The sequence below is a fragment of the Pseudomonas sp. Pseusp97 genome, from assembly GCF_047304025.1.
In the GTDB taxonomy this organism is placed as follows: Bacteria; Pseudomonadota; Gammaproteobacteria; order Pseudomonadales; family Pseudomonadaceae; genus Pseudomonas.
This window is the reverse complement of sequence record NZ_JBGLYK010000028.1, coordinates 22229-41722: the sequence shown is the minus strand read 5'-3', so window position 1 is coordinate 41722 and position 19494 is coordinate 22229. Positions and strand designations below refer to the sequence as shown.

The window sequence follows — 19494 nt, the reverse complement described above, 5'->3', positions numbered from 1 at the left end:
CCCGACCCAGTTCGCCCCGCCGCCCGGCGGCAAGGGCCGCTGGGATGCCAGCCTGGGCGTCTACGTGATCCAGGGCCAGAAAGACCTTTTCTACCGCCAGCGTACCTACTACCACTGGGACAACGGCTGGTACTGGGGTGTCGGCCCGCAGGGCCCCTGGACGGAAACCGACAGCAGCGGCGTGCCGCCGGGGCTGACGCGTAAATACGCGCAGTAACGCGCTTTCGTAGGAGCGGACCTTGTCCGCGATGACTTGGCGCCGCTCCGGCCAATCAGGAAGCGCGGGCCGGCCCATCGCGGACGGAGTTCTCTCCTACGCCTCCTGTTAGCGTCGATTCCGCTCCATTCTTATGCTGTGCCCGCCTCCCTCTCCCTAACCCTGGCTGCGCGCCCCGCTCCGAAGGGAGCGGGGACTGATCGGCGCGAACTGACATCTCAGCGCCCGTCGGCTAACTCTTTAACCACCGAAGTATGCCGAACGGCTCCCTCTCCCTTCAGGGAGAGGGCGGGGGGAGAGGGGCATCCTGAGCACAGAGATTCCATGTAGCGCGTAGGGCGCATACCCCGGAGCGGGTTATCCGCCGATTACCTCGCGGCGGATAACGCTGGCGCGTTATGCGCCCGACGAGCTGACTCGCAGGTCCGCGCAGTAATGAGCTTTTCGTAGGAGCGGATTCATCCGCGATGATTTAGCGCCGCTCCGGCAAATCAGGAAGCGCGGTTCGGCCCATCGTGGACGGAGTCCGCTCCTACGCACCCTGATGGTCGCGAATTCGGACCCTCAATCGAACGTCCCCATCTCCGCCCCCAGCTCGATCACTTCCACCCGATTGCGCCCGCTCGCCTTGGCCTTGTACAGGGCCTTGTCCGCCGCGGCGTAGAGTCCCTCGTAGGTGCCGGGCACGCCGGCCTCCAGGCAGGCGATGCCGAAGCTCGCGGTGAGGTAGAGCAGGCCGTCCTTCATCGGCAGCGGGGTTTCCTCCAGCAGGCGGCGCACTTTCTCGGCGATCACTCGCGCCTGGGGCTGGGAGGTCTCGGGCAACAGCAGCAGGAATTCCTCGCCGCCCAGGCGCGCCACGCTGTCGCCGGTACGGGTGTAGTTCCTCAGCAGGCTGGCCGTGTGGCGGATGACCTCGTCGCCCAGCGGGTGGCCATAGCGGTCGTTGATGAACTTGAAATGGTCCAGGTCCACCATGAGCAGGCTGATCGGCGCCGGCTGGCGGGCGGCGCGGGAGAGTTCCATGCCCACCATCTGGTCGAACTGGCGGCGGTTGAACAGCCCGGTCAGGGGGTCGTGGCCGGCGAGGTATTCCAACTGGCGGTTCTTTTCTTCGAGCTCCAGCCGCTGCTGGCGGAGGAACTCGCGCTGGCGCAGGTTGCGCACGTGGCCGTGCCAGAGGATGAACGACAGCACCAGGCCGATTCCGCAGATGGTCAGCCCGCCCATCTGGTTCGACAGGCGCAGTTGCGGGCTGTCCTGGGTCAGCGCCATGGTCAGCTCGAATGTCGCCAGGGCAAGGATATAGAGGGCAACGGCCAGGCTCGGTCGCAACAGGATGATCAGGGCGGTCGCCACCGCCGCCATGAGGAAGGGGGTGATGCTGCTGGTGACCTGCTGGTCGGCACCGGTGATGGCGATGCCGAAACCCAGCACCAGGGCACTGCCCAGGATGGTGAGCAACTGCATGTACCACAGAGGCGCGCTGCGGCGCGGCGGGGAGGCCAGCCAGGCGAGCAGGCCCAGGAGAGTGAAAAGCACGGCGACCACGGCGTGAACGCGGATGATGTCCAGCCGCCAACCATCGTACTCGGGGCTCGAGCCCTGCAGGTTGAGGCGGAATACCAGGATGTGGATGAGGTCGAAGGGCACCGCCAGCAGGGCGGAGAAGTACAGGCGTCGCAGGTTTTCCCGCGCAATGGGCAGCGCCAGCGCGTCGTTGACCGCAATGGCGTGGTGCAGACGCTGAAGCAAGGTCCTGGACACGGGCTCTGGCCTCCTGCGCGTGTGCTGGCCAGTAGCAGGATAGACGCAGCGCCGCTTCGCTGCGGCGCAGAATCAGGTCGAGGTGACTCGACACGACATCACGGCAGTCACAGGCCGCTACGCTGAAATTTCCGAGCCAGGCAACAAATTGGCCTGGAACATTGTCGGATAAGCCCTCGGCGGGCATAGTCCGCACCCGGTTAATTCAAGGACGCTGTCATGAACAGAGTGAAACGACTGTCGGCGCAGCAAGGGCTGGACGCCGAGCGGGCGCTGCTCGACGCCACCTTCGCCGGCGAACGCGACAGCGGCCTGCTGTTCTGGAGCCCGCAGGAGCAATCCCTGGTGATGCCGCGCCGGCTGAGCCGCCTGGAGGGCTTTGCTGCCGCCGAGGCCGCCTGCGCCGGGCTTGGCTGGCCGATCGCCCTGCGCGACACCGGTGGCGAGCCCGTACCGCAATCCCCGGCGGTTCTCAACGTCGCGCTGGTCTATGCGATCCCGCCGGGCGACAACGAGCAGACGCGTATCGAAACCGCCTACCTGCGCCTGTGCCAACCGCTGTGCGACTGGCTGGCGGCCCTCGGTCTCGATCCGGGCCTGGGGGAAGTGGAAGGCGCGTTCTGCGATGGCCGCTACAACGTCAACCTGGGCGGTCGCAAGCTGGTGGGCACCGCCCAGCGCTGGCGCCGCCGGCCCAGCGACGGGCGCTACGTGGTGCTGGCCCACGGCGCCATCCTGATGGAAAACCAGCGCGAACCGATGGTCGCGGCGGTGAACGCCTTCTACGAGCACTGCGGGCTCGAAGCCCGCGTGCGCGCCAGCAGCCATGTGGCGCTGGACGAACGCTACAAGCAGCCCTGGGACCAGGTGGATGCCCTGGCCGGGCAATTCCAGCGGCACCTGCTGGCCGAGGGTGTAGCGCTGGATGTGTGAGATGAACGACGTGGGTGGATCTTCGCTTCGCCCCAACCCTTCCAAGGAGTCTTGATCGATGGAACATGGGACGAATTACCTGCAGTCGGCAGTGGTGTTCCTGCTCGCGGCGGTGTTCATGGTGCCGCTGGCCAAGCGCCTGCAGCTGGGCGCGGTGCTCGGCTACCTGCTCGCCGGGGTGTTCATCGGCCCGTCGCTGCTGGGGCTGATCGACAACCCCGAGAGCGTCGCCAGCCTTTCCGAACTGGGCGTGGTGCTGCTGCTGTTCATCATTGGTCTTGAGCTTTCGCCCAAGCGCCTGTGGGTGATGCGCAAGCAGGTATTCGGCGTCGGTCTGGCGCAGGTGCTGCTCACTGGCCTTGCCATCGGCAGCGTCGCGGTGCTGGCCTTCGATATGCCGGTGAATACCTCCGTGGTGCTTGGCGGCGGCCTGGCGCTGTCGTCCACCGCCTTCGGCCTGCAGATCCTCGCCGAGCGCAAGGAGCTGAACAGCCCCTACGGCCGCCTCGGCTTTGCCATCCTGCTGTTCCAGGATATCGCCGCGATCCCGCTGATCGCCATGATCCCGCTGCTGGGCGCACGCGCCGATTCGGCGGCACCGGGCGGCGACCTGGCGCACGTGCTGGAAGTGGTCGGCAGCATCGCCGTGGTGGTCATCGGTGGCCGGTTCCTGCTGCGCCCGGTGTTCCGCTCGGTGGCCCGCACCGGCCAGGCCGACCTGTCCACCGCCACCGCGCTGCTGGTGGTGGTCGGCACCGCCTGGCTGATGGAGTGGGCCGGTGTGTCCATGGGCCTGGGCGCCTTCCTCGCCGGCCTGTTGCTGGCGGACTCGGAATACCGCCACGAACTGGAAGCGCAGATCGAGCCCTTCAAAGGCCTGCTGCTGGGCCTGTTCTTCATCAGCGTGGGCATGAGCGCCGACCTCGGCCTGCTCAAGAGCGAGCCGCTGGTGGTGCTCGGCCTGACCCTGCTGCTGGTGGGTATCAAGCTGCCGCTGCTGTTCCTCATCGGCCGCCTGGCCGGCGGGCTGGACAAGGTCTCGGCGATCCGCCTGGGCGTGCTGCTGGGCGCCGGCGGCGAGTTCGCCTTCGTGGTGTTCAAGCTGGCCCTGGCCCAGGGGCTGATGGATGGCAAGCTGCACTCGCTGCTGGTGCTGTGCATCACCCTGTCCATGGCGATGACGCCGCTGCTGGTGCTGGCCCTGGCGCGCAGCATCAAGCCCAAGCCCGCCGTGTTGCGCGAGCCGCCGCCCGAATACCGCCAGCTGCCGGACGACGCGCCGCGCGTGGTAATCGCCGGCATGGGCCGGATGGGCCAGGTGGTCGCCCGTATCATGCGCGCCCAGGGCGTGCCTTTCGTGGCGCTGGATACGTCGGTGGACACCATCGAGCTGACCCGCAGCTACGGCAATATCCCGATCTTCTACGGCGACCCGCTGCGTCCGGAGATCCTGCGCGCCGCCCAGGTGGAGAAGGCCGAGTTCTTCGTCGTCGCCACCGACGATCCGCAGACCAACATCGAGACCGCGCGGCTGGTGCGCAAGCTCTATCCGCACCTGAAAGTCATCGGCCGGGCGCGTAACCGCCAGCACGTCTACCACCTGCTGGATGCCGACGCGACGCCGGTGCGCGAGACCTTCCACTCCAGCCTGGAGATGAGCCGCCTGCTGCTGACCGGCCTGGGGCTCAACGAGGAGCAGGTCGCCGCGCGCATCCGGCGCTTCCAGCGTCACGACGAAGCGGTGCTGATGGCCCAGTACCGCGTCTACGACGATGAGACCGCGGTGATCCAGACCGCCCGCGAGGCGCGCAAGGAACTGGAAACCCTGTTCGAGGCGGACCACCTGGAAGACCAGGGCATCGGTCACCACTGACGGGGCTGCGTTGCTTCGGTAGGGGAGAGGACACGCGAGCGCGGCGGGGACGACGCGCTCGGGTGCTGGTATAGCGGGATCGGATCGTTGTCGAGGCGAGTGTCAGGCGGTTCTGGCGAGGATCGGTTCGTTCGCCACCGCAACCAGTACCGGCCGGGCCAGCTGATGCTTCACCGCCGGACGCGGCTGGCGGCTGACCGAGGGGCGGCGGTCGGGGATGACCACGGCCGAGCCCGGCGAGCGCAGGGTCAGCACGGCGATGACGCTGACCACCACGACGGTGGCGAGCACGATGCTGGCCAGGGCGACGTACAGCAGCAGCTCCACCAGGGAGCCGACGAGCAGCAGGAAATCGAGAATGACTTGCATGGTGGTGTCCTCTTGACGATCCGTTGGGGCGACTGTCGCGGGTAGCTGCTTCGCCCCTGCGGCCCGACTGCCGGGCCGGCGAATTTCCTGCCAGCGAGTTGATGGGGCAAAGATGCCGCGCGCGGACCATCAAGAGAACTGAATGCGTCGACTGGTGACTATCGACGTTATCGATAGAGGTGCAAAGCCGTGTGGCAGAGCGGTCGGGCTTCCGTAGAAGCGAGCTTGCTCGCGAGCTGGCATCGGAGCAGGGGCTTGTTCGCGAGCAAGCTCGCTCCTACAGGGGGCCCCAGTACCGTCCGAAGGCGTAGGAGCGGACCTTGTCCGCGAAAGCGACCGCGGGCCGCCCCTGCAGGGAGAGTACTGCGCGAGGGCAGAGCTTCTCCCCTAACCCTCTCCCTGAAGGGAGAGGGGACCGTTCGGAACAGGATGAAACTATGGCGTCAGCCGGTACGATCTGCTCCCTCTCCCTTCGGAGCGGGGCGCGTAGCCAGGGCGGGGGAGAGGAGCCCAGGCACGAACTATCAGAGAACGGTGGTACTTGCTCGTGTTGCAGAAGCCGGATCAGAACTTCTCGCCCGGCTGCAGGAACCGCCACTGGCCGACGGGCAGCTTGCCCATGGCCACGCCGCCCAGGCGCAGGCGGCGGATGGAGAGGGCCTGCAGGCCGACCGCGCGGCACATGGCGGCGATCTGCCCGGGGCGGAACTGCTTGCCGGCGAAGCGCAGGCGGTTCTCGCTCTGCCAGCTGACCTTCAGCGGGGGCAGCTCGCGGCCGTCGATCACCAGGCCACGGCACAGGCGCTTGAGGCCGTTGTCGGCGATCTGCCCGCTGACCTCGACCACGTACTCGTGCTCGATGTTGTCCGCCTCATCCACCAGCCGGCGCTGCACGCCGCGGCTCTGGGTGTAGACGAGCAGGCCGCTGGCGTCGGTCTCGAGCACGGTAGTGTTGAACTGGTGGCCGAAATGCTTGCGCAGCAGGCGTTGCTGCAGGTTGTCCTCGGCCCAGCGCTTATCCGGCGTCAGCAGTTGCTGGGCGGAGTTGGCGCCGTTGCCGCTGCCCAGGCCGACCGGCTTGTGCACGAGGATGGTCACTGGCGGAATCGGATCGGCGGAGGCGCCGGGCAGCAGTTCGATGCGCTGGGTGTCGACCTTGAACTGCGGTTCCTCCACGCGCTGGCCGTCCACCGTGACCCAGCCACCCTCGATGTACAGCTCGGCTTCGCGGCGCGAACAGGGCAGCAGCTCGGCGAGGCGCTTGGACAGGCGGATGGCTTCGGACATTTCGGGTAACCAGGCAAGGGAAAGGTTCCCATTGTAACCGCAAGCCGGCGGAATGATCCGCGCCTTGGCCGGTCACAACCTCTGGGCGAGCAACGAGGAAGCACGATGCGAATCACCCTGATCGACGGCCTGGGCTGGGACCTGGACGAACACGGCACCGGCGGCCTGATCAACCGGCGCGGCGAGAAGGTGCACCTGCGCCAGGGCGACATGGATGGCGCCTGCGGCCCCTACTGCCTGGTGATGGCCATGCTCGCCCGCAACCAGTTGGGACGCCGCCAGGCCAAGGGGCTGGCGCCGGCGGATTCGCGCACCCGCTACGGACGGCTGATGGAGGCGCTGAACCAGCACGAGACGCTGGTGCGCGTGGGCACCACGGGCGCCGACCTGCTGGAGCTGCTCAAGGTCATCAGCGACAAGGAGTACCGCGTCGAGCGCGGCGACGGGGTGCGCATGGTGGAGCTGACCCGTCGTCATCTGGAGGACAACATTCCGGTGGTGCTGGGTTTCCACGGCCGCAAGGACAGCGACATCCGCCATTGGTGCCTGGCGGTGGGGATGAGCGACGACGCTTTCTTCCTGCTCGACCCGGCGCACGACCTGCAACGCGGGCTGGCGTGGAACGCGGTGCTCACCACCCAGGCCAATGGCTCGCGCTTCGGCTATCGCTACCTCAACGCGAAGGGCACCTGGGCGGTGACGCTCAAGGAGATGGTGGCGCTGCTTTGAGCGCTGGCTGTCGCGGCGAGGTTCAGCGGGTGAAGCGGAACAGGTTGTAGCCGCCCAGCTGCTCGGGCACCAGCAGTACGAAGCCATCGTAGGAGTTGCGCACCACGCCGACCACGTCGCTTTCGCGCGCTGCCGTTTGCTCCAGCCCGCTGTAGCCGACCTGCGGGTCGTCGTTCACCGAGGCGCCGCCGACGAAGACCAATTGCTTGTCGTCCAGGCGCTGCAGGTAGCCGCTGATGCGCTGCGAACCGCTGGTCTTCTCCAGGAACAGGCCCTCGGGCGTCTGCCGCACAGAGCACTTGAAGTTCGGGTAGCCATACAGTGCCTCGGCCTCGAGCTGCACCGAGCGGCACTTCCAGTTGCCGGTGAGGGCGGCATCGGTGAGCGGTTCCGGGTCTTCCAGCACGATGCGGTAGAGATTCAGCGCCTCGTTGCGGGTGGTCTCGTCCTCGCTCTGCTGGAGCTGGTCGAGCAGTTGCCTGACCTGCGCATCGAGGGTGGTCAGGCGCTGCTGGTCGGTGGCATTGACCACGGCGGGCCAGACGACGGCGGGCTCGTCGGCGAAGGCCAGCGGGGAGAGCAGTAGCCCGGCGGCGAGCAGGGCGGCGGTCAGGGAGCGGCGTTGGGACATGGTATGCATTCCATTGCAGGAGGACGGCCCGCGTTCATGCTGCGGGCGAAGGGATCAGGGTGTGGTCTGCTCAGCTGGTTCGACCGGCGGTGCAACGGGTGCCTCGCGCTCGTGGACCCAGGACATGAACAGTTCGTAGCCCAGGGCCAGCACCACCGGCCCGACGAACAGCCCGATGATGCCGTTGCTGAGCATGCCGCCCAGGGCGCCGATCAGGATCACCGCCATCGGCACCTTGCTGCCACGGCCGAACATCAGCGGCTTGAGCACGTTGTCGGAGAGGCCGCCGGCCACCGTCCAGACGGTGAACAGGATGGACACCAGCAACGAATCGCTGGTCATGAACACATAGGCGATCGCCGGCAGGGTGATCAGCACCACCGGCAGCTGGGTGATCCCCAGCAGCAATACGCCCAGGGCCAGCAGGCCGGCACCGGGGATGCCCATGACGATGAAGCCCAGGCCGAGGATCAGCGTCTGGATGAAGGCCACGCCAACCACACCCTGGGCCACCGCGCGAATGGTGCCGGTGCACAGCTCGGCCAGGCCCGGGCCACGGTCGGGGCCGGAGATGCGGATGGCGATGTCGCAGGCGGTACGGCTGCCCAGCTTGCCGTAGGCCATGATCACCCCGGCAATGACGAAGGCGGCGAGGAACTGCATCAGTCCCATGCCGACGCCCGCCGCCTGCCCGGCGACCTTCTTCGCCACGCCCTGCAGGTGCGGCGCCAGTTGGTGCGCGACGCCCATGAAGTCGGTGGCGACGCGGTGCCAGAAGGGATAGACGTACTGCCCGATCACCGGCCAGTTCTGCACCGAGTCCGGCGGCAGCGGAATCTGCAGGGTGCGGTTCTGGATTGCGTGCACCAGGTCGCGCACCGAATCGGCCATGGACAAGCCGATCACCACCACCGGCACCAGCAATATCACCAGCCCCAGCACCACGATCAGGCTCGCTGCGCTGTTCGGCCGCTCGCCCAGCCAGCCGCTGAGCAACTGGTGCAGGGGGTAGAGGGTGATGGCGAGGATCACCGACCAGAGCATCAGGTCGAGGAAGGGATGGAAGATGCGGAAGCAGAAGACGGCCAGCAACAGGATCAGGCCGGCGCGGATCAGCACATCGAGCAGATTGCGCGACAGCAGCTTTTCCGGAGAGGGCAGCATGGGGTGCTCCTTGCGAGTGGCCGGGGATTGGCCAAGTCCTGACGATGGGAGGACTCTGCCCGAGTGCAAGGCGTGCAGGCAACACGAGAACAGCGGAATTGCGGAGGCTTTGGTGTAAAGCGAGGGTGTAAAGCGAGGGTGTAAAGCGAGGGTGTAAAGCGAGCGAGGTGGCGCGAAGATGTGTGACGCGGAGAAGGCGGGCAGCCTGCCGGGAGCCGGCAGGCTTGCCTGCGAAGTATTACTTCTTGCCGAGGCTGATGTGGCGGCTCGGTGCGCCGTAGTTCTGACCGGTCACGCCCTTGGCGATCTGCTGGATCTCACCGCCGGAGTTCAGGAAGGCGGCGATCTGGGCTTCCAGGGCTTCGCTGGTCGCGGTAGCGGCGGGAGCCTTGGGAGCGGCTTTCTGGCGGGTGGAGGGCTTGGTAGTCATATCTGCCATACCTGTCTGCGCAAATTGGCCGCCCATTGTACATCAAACGAGCAGCTTTCGGGGCGGTTATGGAACGAACGGTCCCATTGCCCTGCCTGAATCGTCCTTCGCGCGCTGCGTACCGGCGGTGCTACCCTCTGCCCATTCCGGCCGTTCAGAGCCCGCCATGTCCCTGTTGTCGTCCCGCCAGCGCAATGCCCTGCGCCTGGCTCGCTCGTTCCTCGGCCCGTACCGCTGGCGCGCTCTCGGCGCCCTGCTGGCGCTGCTGTTCACCGCCGCCATCACCCTGTCTTTGGGGCAGGGCATCCGCCTGCTGGTCGACCAGGGCTTCATCACCCAGTCCGAACAACTGCTGACCCGCGCCATCGGCATCTTCTTCGCCCTGGTGCTGTGCCTGGCGGTGGGCACCTTCGTGCGCTTCTACCTGGTGTCGTGGATCGGCGAGCGTTTCGTCGCCGACATCCGCCAGCGGGTGTTCGACCACCTGATCGAGCTGCACCCCGGCTTCTACGAGAACAACCGCGCCTCGGAAATCCAGTCGCGCCTGACCGCCGACACCACGCTGCTGCAGTCGGTGATCGGCTCCTCGCTGTCCATGGCGCTGCGCAACGTGCTGATGCTGCTGGGCGGGGTGATCCTGATGTTCTTCACCAACGCCAAGCTGACCAGCATCGTGGTCGCTTCGCTGCCGCTGGTGATCGCGCCCATCCTGCTGTTCGGCCGCCGCGTGCGCAGCCTGTCGCGGCTCAGCCAGGACCGCGTGGCGGACGTCGGCAGCTACGTGGGCGAGTCCCTCGGCCAGATCAAGACGGTGCAGGCCTACAACCATCAGGCGCAGGACCGTGCGCGCTTTGGTCGCACGGTGGAGGACGCCTTCGATACCGCGCGCAAGCGCATCACTCAGCGCTCCTGGCTGGTCAGCGTGGTGATCCTGCTGGTGCTCGGCGCGGTCGGGGTGATGCTCTGGGTCGGCGGCATGGACGTGATCGCCGGGCGCATCAGCCCTGGCGACCTGGCGGCCTTCGTGTTCTACAGCCTGATCGTCGGCATGGCCTTCGGCACGCTGAGCGAAGTGATCGGGGAGTTGCAGCGCGCCGCCGGCGCCGCCGAGCGCATCGCCGAACTGCTGCGCGCGCGCAGCGAAATCCATGCCCCGGCCAGCGATCTGCTGCGCCTGCCCGAACGCATCGTCGGCAGCATCGACCTGCAGGGCGTGCGCTTTGCCTATCCGTCGCGCCCGGAGCAGTGGGCCATCGACGGCATCGATTTGCGCGTCGAGCCGGGCGAGACCCTGGCGCTGGTCGGCCCCTCGGGCGCTGGCAAGTCCACCCTGTTCGACCTGCTGCTGCGCTTCTACGACCCGCAGCAGGGGCGCATCCTGGTCGACGGCCAGCCCATTGCCCAGCTCGACCCGGCGGACCTGCGCCGCAGCTTCGCGCTGGTGTCGCAGAGCCCGGCGCTGTTCTTCGGTACGGTGGAGGAGAACATCCGCTACGGCCGCCCCGGTGCCAGCGACGCGGAAGTCGAAGCCGCCGCCCGCGCCGCCCATGCCCACGAATTCATCCTGCGCCTGCCGCAGGGCTACCGGACGCACCTGGGCGAGAGCGGCCTGGGGTTGTCCGGCGGCCAGCGCCAGCGCCTGGCGATTGCCCGCGCGCTGCTGGTGGACGCGCCTGTCCTGTTGCTCGATGAAGCCACCAGCGCGCTGGATGCCGAGAGCGAACACCTGATCCAGCAGGCGCTGCCGGGGCTGATGCGCGACCGCACCACGCTGGTGATCGCCCACCGCCTGGCTACCGTGCTCAACGCCGACCGCATCGCGGTGATCGACCACGGTCGCCTGGTGGCGCTGGGGCGGCACGCCGAGTTGGTAGTCAGCAATCCGCTGTATGCGCGTCTGGCCGAACTGCAATTTGGTCAGGTGGAGAATAACTAGGGCCGAGAGCGTCCGTGCCTTGCCCGCGGGCGATCCCTGCGCGGCTTGGGTTCGCGAGCAAGCTCGCTCCTACACGTATGACTCCGGCGCGCTTTTGGTAGGAGCGAGCTTGCTCGCGAACCGCACAACACCGAGCCCTATCGCGGACGAAGTCCGCTCCTACAGGTTCATACCCGGCGTCATCCGGCAACCGGCGGCAGCCATCGGGCGCCAATGCGCGTAGAATGCCCGCCCCGTTCACGAGGTAAGCGTCATGGCAGTCATAGGTCGGTTCAATTCGTTGCAGGTGGCCAAGCACACCGATTTCGGTCTCTACCTGGATGGCGAGAGCCACGGCGAAATCCTGCTACCCAAGCGCTACGTGCCGAAGAACGAACCCACCGAAGTGGGCGACTGGCTCAACGTGTTCATCTACCTGGACAGCGAAGACCGCCTGATCGCCACGACCCAGAAGCCCAAGGTACAGGTCGGCGGCTTCGCCAGCCTGAAGGTGGTCGAGGTCAACCGCGTCGGCCTGTTCCTCGATTGGGGCCTGCCCAAGGACCTGCTGCTGCCGCACTCGGAAGAGAAGCGCCCGCTGCAGGTCGGCGACTACTGCGTGGTCTACGTCTACCTCGACGAGCGCAGCCGCCGCATCACCGCTACCGCGCGCCTGGACCGCTACCTGGACAACGTCCCGGCCAACTACAAGGTCGGCCAGCAGGTGGACCTGCTCGTGGTCGAGCGCACCGACCTTGGCTACAAGGCCATCATCGACGGCAAGCACTGGGGCCTGATCCACAAGAACGAAGTCTTCAAGTTCATGCGCAACGGCCTGCGCGAGACCGGCTACATCAAGGAAATCCGCGCCGACGGCAAGATCAGCCTGAGCCTGCAACCGGCCGGCGCCGGCCTCTCCGACGCGCTCAGCGAGCAGATTCTCACCGCCCTGCGCGAAGCCGGCGGCACCCTGGCGCTGAGCGACAAGAGCCCGCCGGAGCTGATCGCGCAGCAGTTCGGCGTCAGCAAGGGCAACTTCAAGAAGGCCATCGGCGGCCTGTTCAAGCAGGGTCTGATCGTCATCCACGACGACCGTATCGAACTCGCCTGACGCTTCAGCTGCTGCCGGTTCAGCCGCGCCCGCGGACGATGGATTCGGCCACTGCGCAGCGCGGTTCGGCCGGGGCCAGCGAGCCCATGCGCTGCAGGTCGACCGGCGTGCCGGGCTCGGCCTTCAACCGACGGCGCAGGTCGTCGAACACCCGGTCATGTTCCTTGCGAAAGCGCAGCACCGGCCCGTGGCAGACCCGCAGCCCATGGCGGCGCAGGACGCGCGTGGCGCTGCCGGCGAAATTGAAGGCGAGGTCGCCGGGCAGATCGAAACCGTCCCTGAACGGCTGGCCGTCGATCTCGCCGTCCAGTTCGAACTTCACCAAGGCATCCCGGCTATTGGCGTTTTCCACCCTGTAGCTCAGGCGGATGCGGTACTGCTGGCGGTCGAGGCCGGCGGTGGAGTGGATGGTGACCTCGGTGGGCGTGGTCATTCTTTTCTCCTTGAACAGCAAGGCCCGCGGTTTGCACCGCGGGCGGCGCGGGCGAACTCAGAGGCTCAGCTGACCCGCATACAGACCGTAGCCGGCGGCCAGGGTCGCGGCCAGCAGGAGGGCGAAGATCAGCCACTCCGCCTTGCTGAACACCCGCTCGCCACGTTCGCGCTTGGCCATGATGAACAGCACCACGCCCGGGGTATAGAGCAGCGCCGAGAGCAGCAGGTGATCCATGCCGCCGGCGTACACCAGCCACAGGCTGTAGAGGAGGGCGATGGCGCCGATGAACAGGTCCTTGCTCCGCTCGCGGAACAGTCCCTCGTAGCTTTCACCGCGCAGGCACAGCAACACGGCGTAGCCGGCCGAGAACAGGTACGGCAGCAGCGCCATGGATGCAGCCAGGTACACCAGGCTGGTGTAGGTGCTGGCGGCGAACAGGGTGACCAGCAGGAACACTTGAACCGTGGCGTTGCTCATCCACAGCGCGTTCACCGGCACGTCCTTGTCGTTCTCGCGGGCGAGGAACTTCGGCATGGTGTGGTCGTGGGCGGCGGCGAACATGATCTCCGCACTCAGCAGGATCCAGGCGAGCAGCGCGCCGAACAGCGAGACGACCAGCCCGGCGATGATCAGCACCGCGCCCCAATGGCCGACCACGTGCTCCAGCACATAGGCCATGGACGGGTTGGGCAGGCCGGCCAGCTGCGCCTGGTTCATCATGCCCATGGACAGCACGTTCACCAGCACCAGCAGCGCCATCACCGAGACGAAGCCGATCACCGTCGCGGTGCCGACGTCCGAGCGCTTCTTCGCGTGGCCCGAGTACAGGTTGGCGCCTTCGATGCCGATGAACACCCAGACGGTGATCAGCATCATGTTGCGCACCTGGCTCATCACGCTGTCGAAATCGACGTGGCCGTGGCCCCAGAAGTCGGCGGTGAACAGGTCCATGTCGAACGCTACCAGGCCGATCAGGATGAACAGCACGATGGGCACGATCTTGGCGACCGTGGTGACCTGGTTGATGAAGGCCGCCTGCCTGATGCCGCGCAGGATCAGGAAATGCAGGCTCCACAGCAGCAGCGACGAGCAGGCGAAGGCGATTACTGTGTTGCCCTCGCCGAAGACCGGGAAGAAGTAGCCCAGCGCGCTGAAGATCAGCACGAAGTAGCTGACGTTGCCGAGCATGGAGCTGATCCAGTAGCCCCAGGCCGAATTGAAGCCGATGTAATCGCCGAAGCCTGCCTTGGCGTAGGCGTAGACGCCGGCGTCCAGTTCCGGCTTGCGGTTGGACAGGCTCTGGAAGACGAAGGCGAGCATCAGCATGCCGATGCCGCTGATGGCCCAGCCGATCAGCACTGCACCGGGGCTGGCGCTTTTCGCGACGTTCTGCGGCAGCGAGAAGATGCCGCCGCCGATCATGGAGCCGACCACCAGGGCGGTGAGCGCGGCCAGGCCGAGTTTCTGGTTGGGCGATGTGGACATTTCCCAGCCTCCTGAAAGTTAAGACTCGAATAGTTTCGAGTCCGATCGGAGGCGCTCGGCTGACATGAATCAATAGCAAGCTAATGGTTTCTGAATGATTCCTGAACGGCAGCCGTTCCCATCCTGCCGACAGGTCTTTGCACGGCGCGCAGTGGGCAGGCCGCGGGCCGCAGGGGCGCGGAGAAGGGAAGCACGGACACCGGCGACGGGCCGGGGCGCATCACATCATGTGGCGGAAGCGGTTCCAGGCGTGCTCCAGGGACAGCCACCAGGCCGGTGCGGCGCTGCCGAAACCGGCGATCTCCAGGCGCGGATGGTGGCGCACCACCATGTCCAGCACCGGCTCCTGGTCGGGCTTCACATCGACGAAGAACACGTGGCGGCCTTCCTGCAGGTTGTCCTGGAAGCGGAGTACGTCGCCGCTGGGGCGCTGCAGCCCGAAGAAGCTGCTTTCCCACAGGCTGAAACCCAGCAGAACCGCGGCCAGGAAGACCACGGGAACCCAGCCGGCCGCCGTCTGCGTCCAGCCGCTCAGGTAGCCGACCACCAGTACCAGCACGGCCAGCGCGGCGCCGATCATCAGGCCGATCCTGCCCCAGTGCACCACGTCCTTCTTCATCACCGAGGGCACTTCGTGGAGGCGATGTTCTTCCAGCTCCGCGTCGCTGTCGCTGAGCACGTGCATCTGCTCGATGCCGATACCGCTTTCGGAAAGCTCCTGCTCGACCTGCTCCAGGTCGTCCAGGTTGTCGCTGATGTAGTAATGCCTGTTCATGACGGACCTCCCGCCCCCTCGGATGAATGATCCCCCAGGGTTCGACCGCCATCTGCCGTGAAGACCGGCAAATATCCGTCGTTAGATGGTTGTCGTCGCAAGTCAGTCTAACACCGTGGCCCTGCGGGCTGCGGGGCGCTGCCCGGCGGTCACGGGCTTGCCAGACCGGCTGCGGGGGCCGAGGATGCAGCTCTCATTGGAAGCATGTCGCTTTCACTCAACGGGGAAAGAGGCCGAGATGATCCGCGAGATTCTCAAGATGGGCGACGAGCGCCTGCTGCGCATCGCCCCGCCGGTGCCCGAGTCGATGATCGGCAGCGCCGAGCTGCAGCAATTGATCGACGACATGTTCGAGACCATGCACCACGTCGGCGGCGTCGGCCTGGCCGCGCCGCAGATCGGCGTCGACCTGCAGCTGGTGATCTTCGGCTTCGAGCGTAGCGAGCGCTATCCGGACGCGCCGGCGGTACCGCCGACCATCCTGCTCAACCCGCTGATCACGCCCATCGGCGATGAGCTGGAGGAGGGCTGGGAAGGCTGCCTGTCGGTGCCGGGCCTGCGCGGTGCGGTGAATCGCTACCAGCGCATCCGTTACCAGGGCATCGACCCGCAGGGCCAGCCCATCGATCGCACCGTAGACGGCTTCCATGCCCGTGTGGTGCAGCACGAGTGCGACCACCTGATCGGCCGGCTGTACCCGTCGCGCATCACCGATTTCAGCAAGTTCGGTTTTACCGAGGTGCTTTTTCCAGGCCTCGATCCCCAGGCGGACGACTGACCTCAAGGCAAACGGCGGATAACCCGTTCCGGGTTATCCGCCCTACGTCCTGCGCCAGCCGGCACTGTGGGCTGAACCTGTAGGAGCGGACCTTGTCCGCGAAGTCTCAGCCGTGCGCAATGGCATCGCGGAGAAGCTCCGCTCCTACGAAAGCTGCACTTCCCCTCAGCCTTCCTCGTCGAGCTGGTAGCTCAGGTCGCATAACGCGCCAGCGTTATCCGCCGCGGCGCAAACGGCGGATAACCCGTTCCGGGTTATGCGCCCTACGCGCTGAACCTCTAGGAGCGGACCCTGTCCGCGAAGCTTCAGCCCTGCACGAAGGCATCGCGGAGAAGCTCCGCTCCTACGAAAGCCGCACTTCCCTCAATCTTCCTCGTCGAGCTGGTAGCGCGTCGGCACCAGGCTTTCCTTGATCTTGCGCAGGTGCGGCTGGAAGTCCACGCCGCGGCGCAGGGTCACGCCGGTGGCGAGTACGTCGAGTACGGTCAGCTGGATGATGCGCGAGGTCATCGGCATATAGATGTCGGTGTCCTCGGGCAGCGGGATGTCCAGGCTCAGCGTGCTGGCGCGGGCCAGCGGAGAGTCGGCGGCGGTCAGGCCCAGCACCGAGGCGCCGTTCTGTCGCGCCAGGTGCGCCACGTCCACCAGCTCGCGAGTACGCCCGGTGTAGGAAATCACCACGAACAGGTCACCGGTATGCGCCACCGAGGCGATCATTCGCTGCATCAGTACATCACTGTGGGCCGACACCGCCAGGTTGAAGCGGAAGAACTTGTGCTGCGCATCGAGCGCCACGGAGCTGGAGGCGCCGAGGCCGAAGAAGTGGATCTGCCGGGCCTGGATCAGCAGGTCCACGGCGCGGTCGATCAGTTTCGGGTCGAGCAGCTTGTGGGCGCTGTCCAGCGAGGCGATGGTGCTGCTGAATATCTTGCGGGTGTAGGCCTCGGGGCCGTCGTCGGCAGCCACCGCCTGGGTCACGAAGGCCGCGCCGCTGGCCAGGCTCTGGGCCAACTGGATCTTCAGCTCCGGATAGCCGCTCATGCCGAAGGAGCGGCAGAAGCGGTTCACCGTCGGCTCGCTGACGCTGGACGCCTGCGCCAGCGCGGCAATGCTGAAGCGCGTGGCCTGCTGCGGGTCGCGCAGGATGATCTCGGCGACCTTGCGCTCGGCCTTGTTCAGCTCTTCCAGACGGCTCTGGATCTGCTCCAGCAGGTTTTTCATCCGTGCTCCTTGGGTAATCGACGGTTGACCGGGTAGAGCCGGTCAGCGGCGCTATCCTAACTTTCAGGCCGGCGGCGACCAACAACGGCGCGCAGCGGCAAAAATATGTTGTTTAATTACTACATATTTGTCTTAATGCCGGCGTGGAAGGCTAACTATCGTTCAAAATTTGGTTGGTAACAACAAATGCCTGAAGTCCGCGTTCTTCCGTGTACCCTCGCGCTGTTTGGCGCCCTGGGCGATCTCGCCTTGCGCAAACTGCTGCCGGCGCTCTACCAGCTCGACCGCGAAGACCTGCTGCACCGCGACACCCGCATTCTTGCCCTGGCCCGCGACGACGGCGCCAGCGAAGACCCGCTGAGCACCATCGAGCGCCGTCTGCGCCAGGCCGTGCCGGCGAAGGAGTGGGACGAAAGCGTCTGGGCGCGCTTCCAGGCCCGCCTGCATCACCTGAGCATGGATTTCCTCGATGCCGGTTCCTACCAGGCTTTGGCCGAGCTGGTGGGGGACGAGCAGACCCTGGTGGCCTACTTCGCCACCGCCGCCTCGGTGTTCGGTGGCATCTGCGAGAACCTGGCGGCGGTCGGCCTTGCCGAGCGCACCCGTGTGGTGCTGGAAAAACCCATCGGCCATGACCTGGAATCGTCCCGCGCGGTGAATGATGCCGTGGCGCGCTTCTTCCCGGAAAACCGCATCTACCGGATCGACCACTATCTGGGCAAGGAAACGGTGCAGAACCTCATTGCGCTGCGCTTTGCCAACAGCCTGTTCGAGACCCAGTGGAACCAGAACCATATCTCCCACGTGGAGATCACCGTCGCGGAGAAGGTCGGTATCGAAGGCCGCTGGGGCTACTTCGACAAGGCCGGCCAGTTGCGCGACATGGTGCAGAACCACCTGCTGCAGCTGCTCTGCCTGATCGCCATGGACCCGCCGGCGAACCTTACCGCCGACAGCATCCGCGACGAGAAGGTCAAGGTGCTGCGCGCGCTGGAACCCATCGCGCCGGAGCAGTTGGCGACCCGTGTGGTGCGCGGCCAATACACCGCCGGTTACATCGACGGCAAGCCGGTGCCCGGTTACCTCGCCGAGGAAAACGCCAACCCCAACAGCGATGCCGAGACCTTCGTCGCGCTGCGTGTGGATATCCGCAACTGGCGCTGGTCCGGCGTGCCGTTCTACCTGCGCACCGGCAAGCGCATGCCGCAGAAGCATTCGCAGATCGTCATCCACTTCAAGGAACCGCCGCACTACATCTTCGCCCCGGAGCAGCGATCGCTGATCAGCAACCGGCTGATCATCCGCCTGCAGCCGGACGAGGGCATTTCCCTGCAGGTGATGACCAAGGACCAGGGCCTGGGCAAGGGCATGCAGCTGCGCACCGGCCCGCTGCAACTGAATTTCTCCGAAACCTTCCAGACCGCCCGGACGCCGGACGCCTACGAGCGGCTTTTGCTGGAAGTCACGCAAGGCAACCAGAACCTGTTCGTCCGCAAGGATGAGATCGAGGCCGCCTGGACATGGTGCGACGGCCTGATCGACGGCTGGGGGCGCCTGGGCGAGGAGCCCAAGCCCTATCCGGCCGGAAGCTGGGGACCGCAGGCATCGGTTGCGCTGATCGCACGCGACGGGAGGGACTGGTATGGCGATCTCTGAACCGAAACTGGCTGAGGGTATGGCCTGGAAGACCTGGAACAGTGCCGCCGAGCAGGCTCGCGGCCTGGCCGAAGCGGTAGCCGATGCGCTGCGCGAGGCGCTGATCGAACGCGGCCGCGCGCTGCTGGTGGTCTCCGGTGGGCGCAGCCCGGTGGCTTTCCTCGAATCCTTGAGCGGGGCGGTGCTGGACTGGTCGAAGGTGGCTGTCAGCCTCGCGGATGAGCGCTGGGTGCCCGAGTCGCACCCGGACAGCAACGCCGGTCTGCTGCGCCGTCATCTGTTCAAGGGCGCGGCGGCCAAGGCCCACTTCATCGGCCTCTACCAGCCGGCGGCGAGCCTGGAAGAAGCGGCGGCCAAGGCCGATCGCTACCTCCACGAGCTGATGCTGCCCATCGACGTACTGGTGCTGGGCATGGGCGACGATGGCCACACGGCCTCGCTGTTCCCCGGCAGCGCCAACCTGGTGGAGGCGCTCGATCCGGCCGGCACGCGCCGTTGCCTGCCGATGTGGGCGCCTACCGTGCCGCATCAGCGCCTGACCCTGACCCGCGCCGTGCTGCAGGGCGCGCGGGTGCAGATACTGGCCATCCAGGGCGAGTCCAAGCTGGCCACCCTGAGCCAGGCGCTCAGCGACAACGACGACCAGCGCATGCCGGTCAATGCGTTCCTGCGTTCACCTCTTTCGATCCACTGGTGCCCCTGAGGCCCGGAGTTACC

At 66.3% G+C, this 19494-nt stretch carries 18 protein-coding genes and 1 pseudogene; 9 read left to right on the top strand and 10 right to left on the bottom strand.

The annotated features are described in order from the left end of the window. Positions 1–217: pseudogene (locus ACCC94_RS08245) on the top strand (hypothetical protein); the annotation flags it as partial. A 564-nt stretch (positions 218–781) separates the two neighbouring features. Here ACCC94_RS08245 and ACCC94_RS08240 read toward each other — a convergent pair. Next, positions 782–1984 carry a GGDEF domain-containing protein gene (locus ACCC94_RS08240; RefSeq protein ID WP_413348819.1) on the bottom strand — a complete coding sequence of 401 codons (1203 nt, stop codon included), beginning with the start codon at positions 1982–1984 and terminating at the stop codon, positions 782–784. A 219-nt stretch (positions 1985–2203) separates the two neighbouring features. Between ACCC94_RS08240 and ACCC94_RS08235 the strand changes: the two genes are divergently transcribed. Both ACCC94_RS08235 and ACCC94_RS08230 read left to right on the top strand, forming a co-directional pair. Then, entirely contained in the window at positions 2204–2917 is a 714-nt protein-coding gene (locus tag ACCC94_RS08235; RefSeq protein WP_413348818.1) for a biotin/lipoate A/B protein ligase family protein, read from the top strand. 58 nt (positions 2918–2975) lie between these two features. Beyond that, positions 2976–4790, top strand: a complete 1815-nt coding sequence (locus tag ACCC94_RS08230) for a monovalent cation:proton antiporter-2 (CPA2) family protein (protein WP_413348816.1) — start codon at positions 2976–2978, stop codon at positions 4788–4790. A gap of 102 nt (positions 4791–4892) precedes the next feature. Here the strand turns inward: ACCC94_RS08230 and ACCC94_RS08225 are convergent, their stop codons facing one another. Together ACCC94_RS08225 and ACCC94_RS08220 are read right to left on the bottom strand one after the other, a co-directional pair. Beyond that, entirely contained in the window at positions 4893–5159 is a 267-nt protein-coding gene (locus ACCC94_RS08225; RefSeq protein WP_413348814.1) for a hypothetical protein, read from the bottom strand. Positions 5160–5723: 564 nt separating this feature from the next. Then, the gene (locus ACCC94_RS08220) at positions 5724–6446 is read right to left on the bottom strand and encodes an RNA pseudouridine synthase (protein ID WP_239741885.1); all 723 of its coding nucleotides are present in this window, start codon (positions 6444–6446) and stop codon (positions 5724–5726) included. 105 nt (positions 6447–6551) lie between these two features. Here ACCC94_RS08220 and ACCC94_RS08215 point away from each other — a divergent pair, with 105 nt between their 5' ends. After that, a complete protein-coding gene (locus ACCC94_RS08215) occupies positions 6552–7175 on the top strand; it encodes a hypothetical protein (RefSeq protein ID WP_413348812.1) in 624 nt (207 codons plus the stop codon). Between the two features lie 22 nt (positions 7176–7197). On the opposite strand, the gene ACCC94_RS08210 is transcribed toward ACCC94_RS08215, so the two are convergent. The 3 genes from ACCC94_RS08210 to ACCC94_RS08200 all read right to left on the bottom strand — a co-directional run bounded on the left by ACCC94_RS08210 (position 7198) and on the right by ACCC94_RS08200 (position 9409). Beyond that, complete coding sequence (locus tag ACCC94_RS08210) at positions 7198–7806, bottom strand: DUF4893 domain-containing protein (protein WP_413348811.1); 609 nt, start codon at positions 7804–7806, stop codon at positions 7198–7200. A 54-nt stretch (positions 7807–7860) separates the two neighbouring features. Continuing rightward, positions 7861–8970: an AI-2E family transporter gene (locus ACCC94_RS08205; protein ID WP_413348809.1), complete on the bottom strand. Its 1110-nt coding sequence runs from the start codon at positions 8968–8970 to the stop codon at positions 7861–7863. A 238-nt stretch (positions 8971–9208) separates the two neighbouring features. Beyond that, entirely contained in the window at positions 9209–9409 is a 201-nt protein-coding gene (locus tag ACCC94_RS08200) for a hypothetical protein (protein WP_024765957.1), read from the bottom strand. A gap of 157 nt (positions 9410–9566) precedes the next feature. Here ACCC94_RS08200 and ACCC94_RS08195 point away from each other — a divergent pair, with 157 nt between their 5' ends. Continuing rightward, positions 9567–11336, top strand: a complete 1770-nt coding sequence (locus ACCC94_RS08195; protein WP_413348808.1) for an ABC transporter transmembrane domain-containing protein — start codon at positions 9567–9569, stop codon at positions 11334–11336. A gap of 253 nt (positions 11337–11589) precedes the next feature. Continuing rightward, on the top strand, positions 11590–12426 hold the full coding sequence (locus ACCC94_RS08190; RefSeq protein WP_413348807.1) for a S1 RNA-binding domain-containing protein: 837 nt from the start codon (positions 11590–11592) through the stop codon (positions 12424–12426). A 19-nt stretch (positions 12427–12445) separates the two neighbouring features. On the opposite strand, the gene ACCC94_RS08185 is transcribed toward ACCC94_RS08190, so the two are convergent. The 3 genes from ACCC94_RS08185 to ACCC94_RS08175 all read right to left on the bottom strand — a co-directional run bounded on the left by ACCC94_RS08185 (position 12446) and on the right by ACCC94_RS08175 (position 15122). Further along, a complete protein-coding gene (locus ACCC94_RS08185; protein ID WP_413348806.1) occupies positions 12446–12859 on the bottom strand; it encodes a DUF5064 family protein in 414 nt (137 codons plus the stop codon). Positions 12860–12916: 57 nt separating this feature from the next. Next, the gene (gene arcD, locus ACCC94_RS08180) at positions 12917–14347 is read right to left on the bottom strand and encodes an arginine-ornithine antiporter (protein ID WP_413348805.1); all 1431 of its coding nucleotides are present in this window, start codon (positions 14345–14347) and stop codon (positions 12917–12919) included. 220 nt (positions 14348–14567) lie between these two features. After that, entirely contained in the window at positions 14568–15122 is a 555-nt protein-coding gene (locus ACCC94_RS08175; protein WP_413348804.1) for a magnesium transporter, read from the bottom strand. A 238-nt stretch (positions 15123–15360) separates the two neighbouring features. On the opposite strand from ACCC94_RS08175, the gene def reads away from it, so the two are divergent. Beyond that, entirely contained in the window at positions 15361–15900 is a 540-nt protein-coding gene (def, locus tag ACCC94_RS08170; RefSeq protein ID WP_413348803.1) for a peptide deformylase, read from the top strand. Between the two features lie 363 nt (positions 15901–16263). On the opposite strand, the gene ACCC94_RS08165 is transcribed toward def, so the two are convergent. Continuing rightward, the gene (locus ACCC94_RS08165; RefSeq protein ID WP_413348802.1) at positions 16264–17121 is read right to left on the bottom strand and encodes a MurR/RpiR family transcriptional regulator; all 858 of its coding nucleotides are present in this window, start codon (positions 17119–17121) and stop codon (positions 16264–16266) included. A gap of 186 nt (positions 17122–17307) precedes the next feature. On the opposite strand from ACCC94_RS08165, the gene zwf reads away from it, so the two are divergent. Both zwf and pgl read left to right on the top strand, forming a co-directional pair. Further along, positions 17308–18777, top strand: coding sequence for a glucose-6-phosphate dehydrogenase (zwf, locus tag ACCC94_RS08160; RefSeq protein ID WP_413348801.1), 1470 nt, complete (start codon positions 17308–17310; stop codon positions 18775–18777). Next, positions 18764–19480, top strand: coding sequence for a 6-phosphogluconolactonase (pgl, locus tag ACCC94_RS08155; protein ID WP_413348800.1), 717 nt, complete (start codon positions 18764–18766; stop codon positions 19478–19480). Before zwf ends, pgl begins: the two co-directional genes overlap by 14 nt. The last annotated feature ends 14 nt before the right edge of the window (positions 19481–19494 follow it).

Bases quoted from the DNA above. Each gene is read 5' to 3' on its own strand.
- ACCC94_RS08235 (WP_413348818.1), top strand. From the start codon at position 2,204: ATGAACAGAGTGAAACGACTGTCGGCGCAGCAAGGGCTGGACGCCGAG.
- ACCC94_RS08230 (WP_413348816.1), top strand. From the start codon at position 2,976: ATGGAACATGGGACGAATTACCTGCAGTCGGCAGTGGTGTTCCTGCTC.
- ACCC94_RS08225 (WP_413348814.1), bottom strand. From the start codon at position 5,159: ATGCAAGTCATTCTCGATTTCCTGCTGCTCGTCGGCTCCCTGGTGGAG.
- ACCC94_RS08220 (WP_239741885.1), bottom strand. From the start codon at position 6,446: ATGTCCGAAGCCATCCGCCTGTCCAAGCGCCTCGCCGAGCTGCTGCCC.
- ACCC94_RS08215 (WP_413348812.1), top strand. From the start codon at position 6,552: ATGCGAATCACCCTGATCGACGGCCTGGGCTGGGACCTGGACGAACAC.
- ACCC94_RS08210 (WP_413348811.1), bottom strand. From the start codon at position 7,806: ATGTCCCAACGCCGCTCCCTGACCGCCGCCCTGCTCGCCGCCGGGCTA.
- ACCC94_RS08205 (WP_413348809.1), bottom strand. From the start codon at position 8,970: ATGCTGCCCTCTCCGGAAAAGCTGCTGTCGCGCAATCTGCTCGATGTG.
- ACCC94_RS08200 (WP_024765957.1), bottom strand. From the start codon at position 9,409: ATGGCAGATATGACTACCAAGCCCTCCACCCGCCAGAAAGCCGCTCCC.
- ACCC94_RS08195 (WP_413348808.1), top strand. From the start codon at position 9,567: ATGTCCCTGTTGTCGTCCCGCCAGCGCAATGCCCTGCGCCTGGCTCGC.
- ACCC94_RS08190 (WP_413348807.1), top strand. From the start codon at position 11,590: ATGGCAGTCATAGGTCGGTTCAATTCGTTGCAGGTGGCCAAGCACACC.
- ACCC94_RS08185 (WP_413348806.1), bottom strand. From the start codon at position 12,859: ATGACCACGCCCACCGAGGTCACCATCCACTCCACCGCCGGCCTCGAC.
- arcD (WP_413348805.1), bottom strand. From the start codon at position 14,347: ATGTCCACATCGCCCAACCAGAAACTCGGCCTGGCCGCGCTCACCGCC.
- ACCC94_RS08175 (WP_413348804.1), bottom strand. From the start codon at position 15,122: ATGAACAGGCATTACTACATCAGCGACAACCTGGACGACCTGGAGCAG.
- def (WP_413348803.1), top strand. From the start codon at position 15,361: ATGATCCGCGAGATTCTCAAGATGGGCGACGAGCGCCTGCTGCGCATC.
- ACCC94_RS08165 (WP_413348802.1), bottom strand. From the start codon at position 17,121: ATGAAAAACCTGCTGGAGCAGATCCAGAGCCGTCTGGAAGAGCTGAAC.
- zwf (WP_413348801.1), top strand. From the start codon at position 17,308: ATGCCTGAAGTCCGCGTTCTTCCGTGTACCCTCGCGCTGTTTGGCGCC.
- pgl (WP_413348800.1), top strand. From the start codon at position 18,764: ATGGCGATCTCTGAACCGAAACTGGCTGAGGGTATGGCCTGGAAGACC.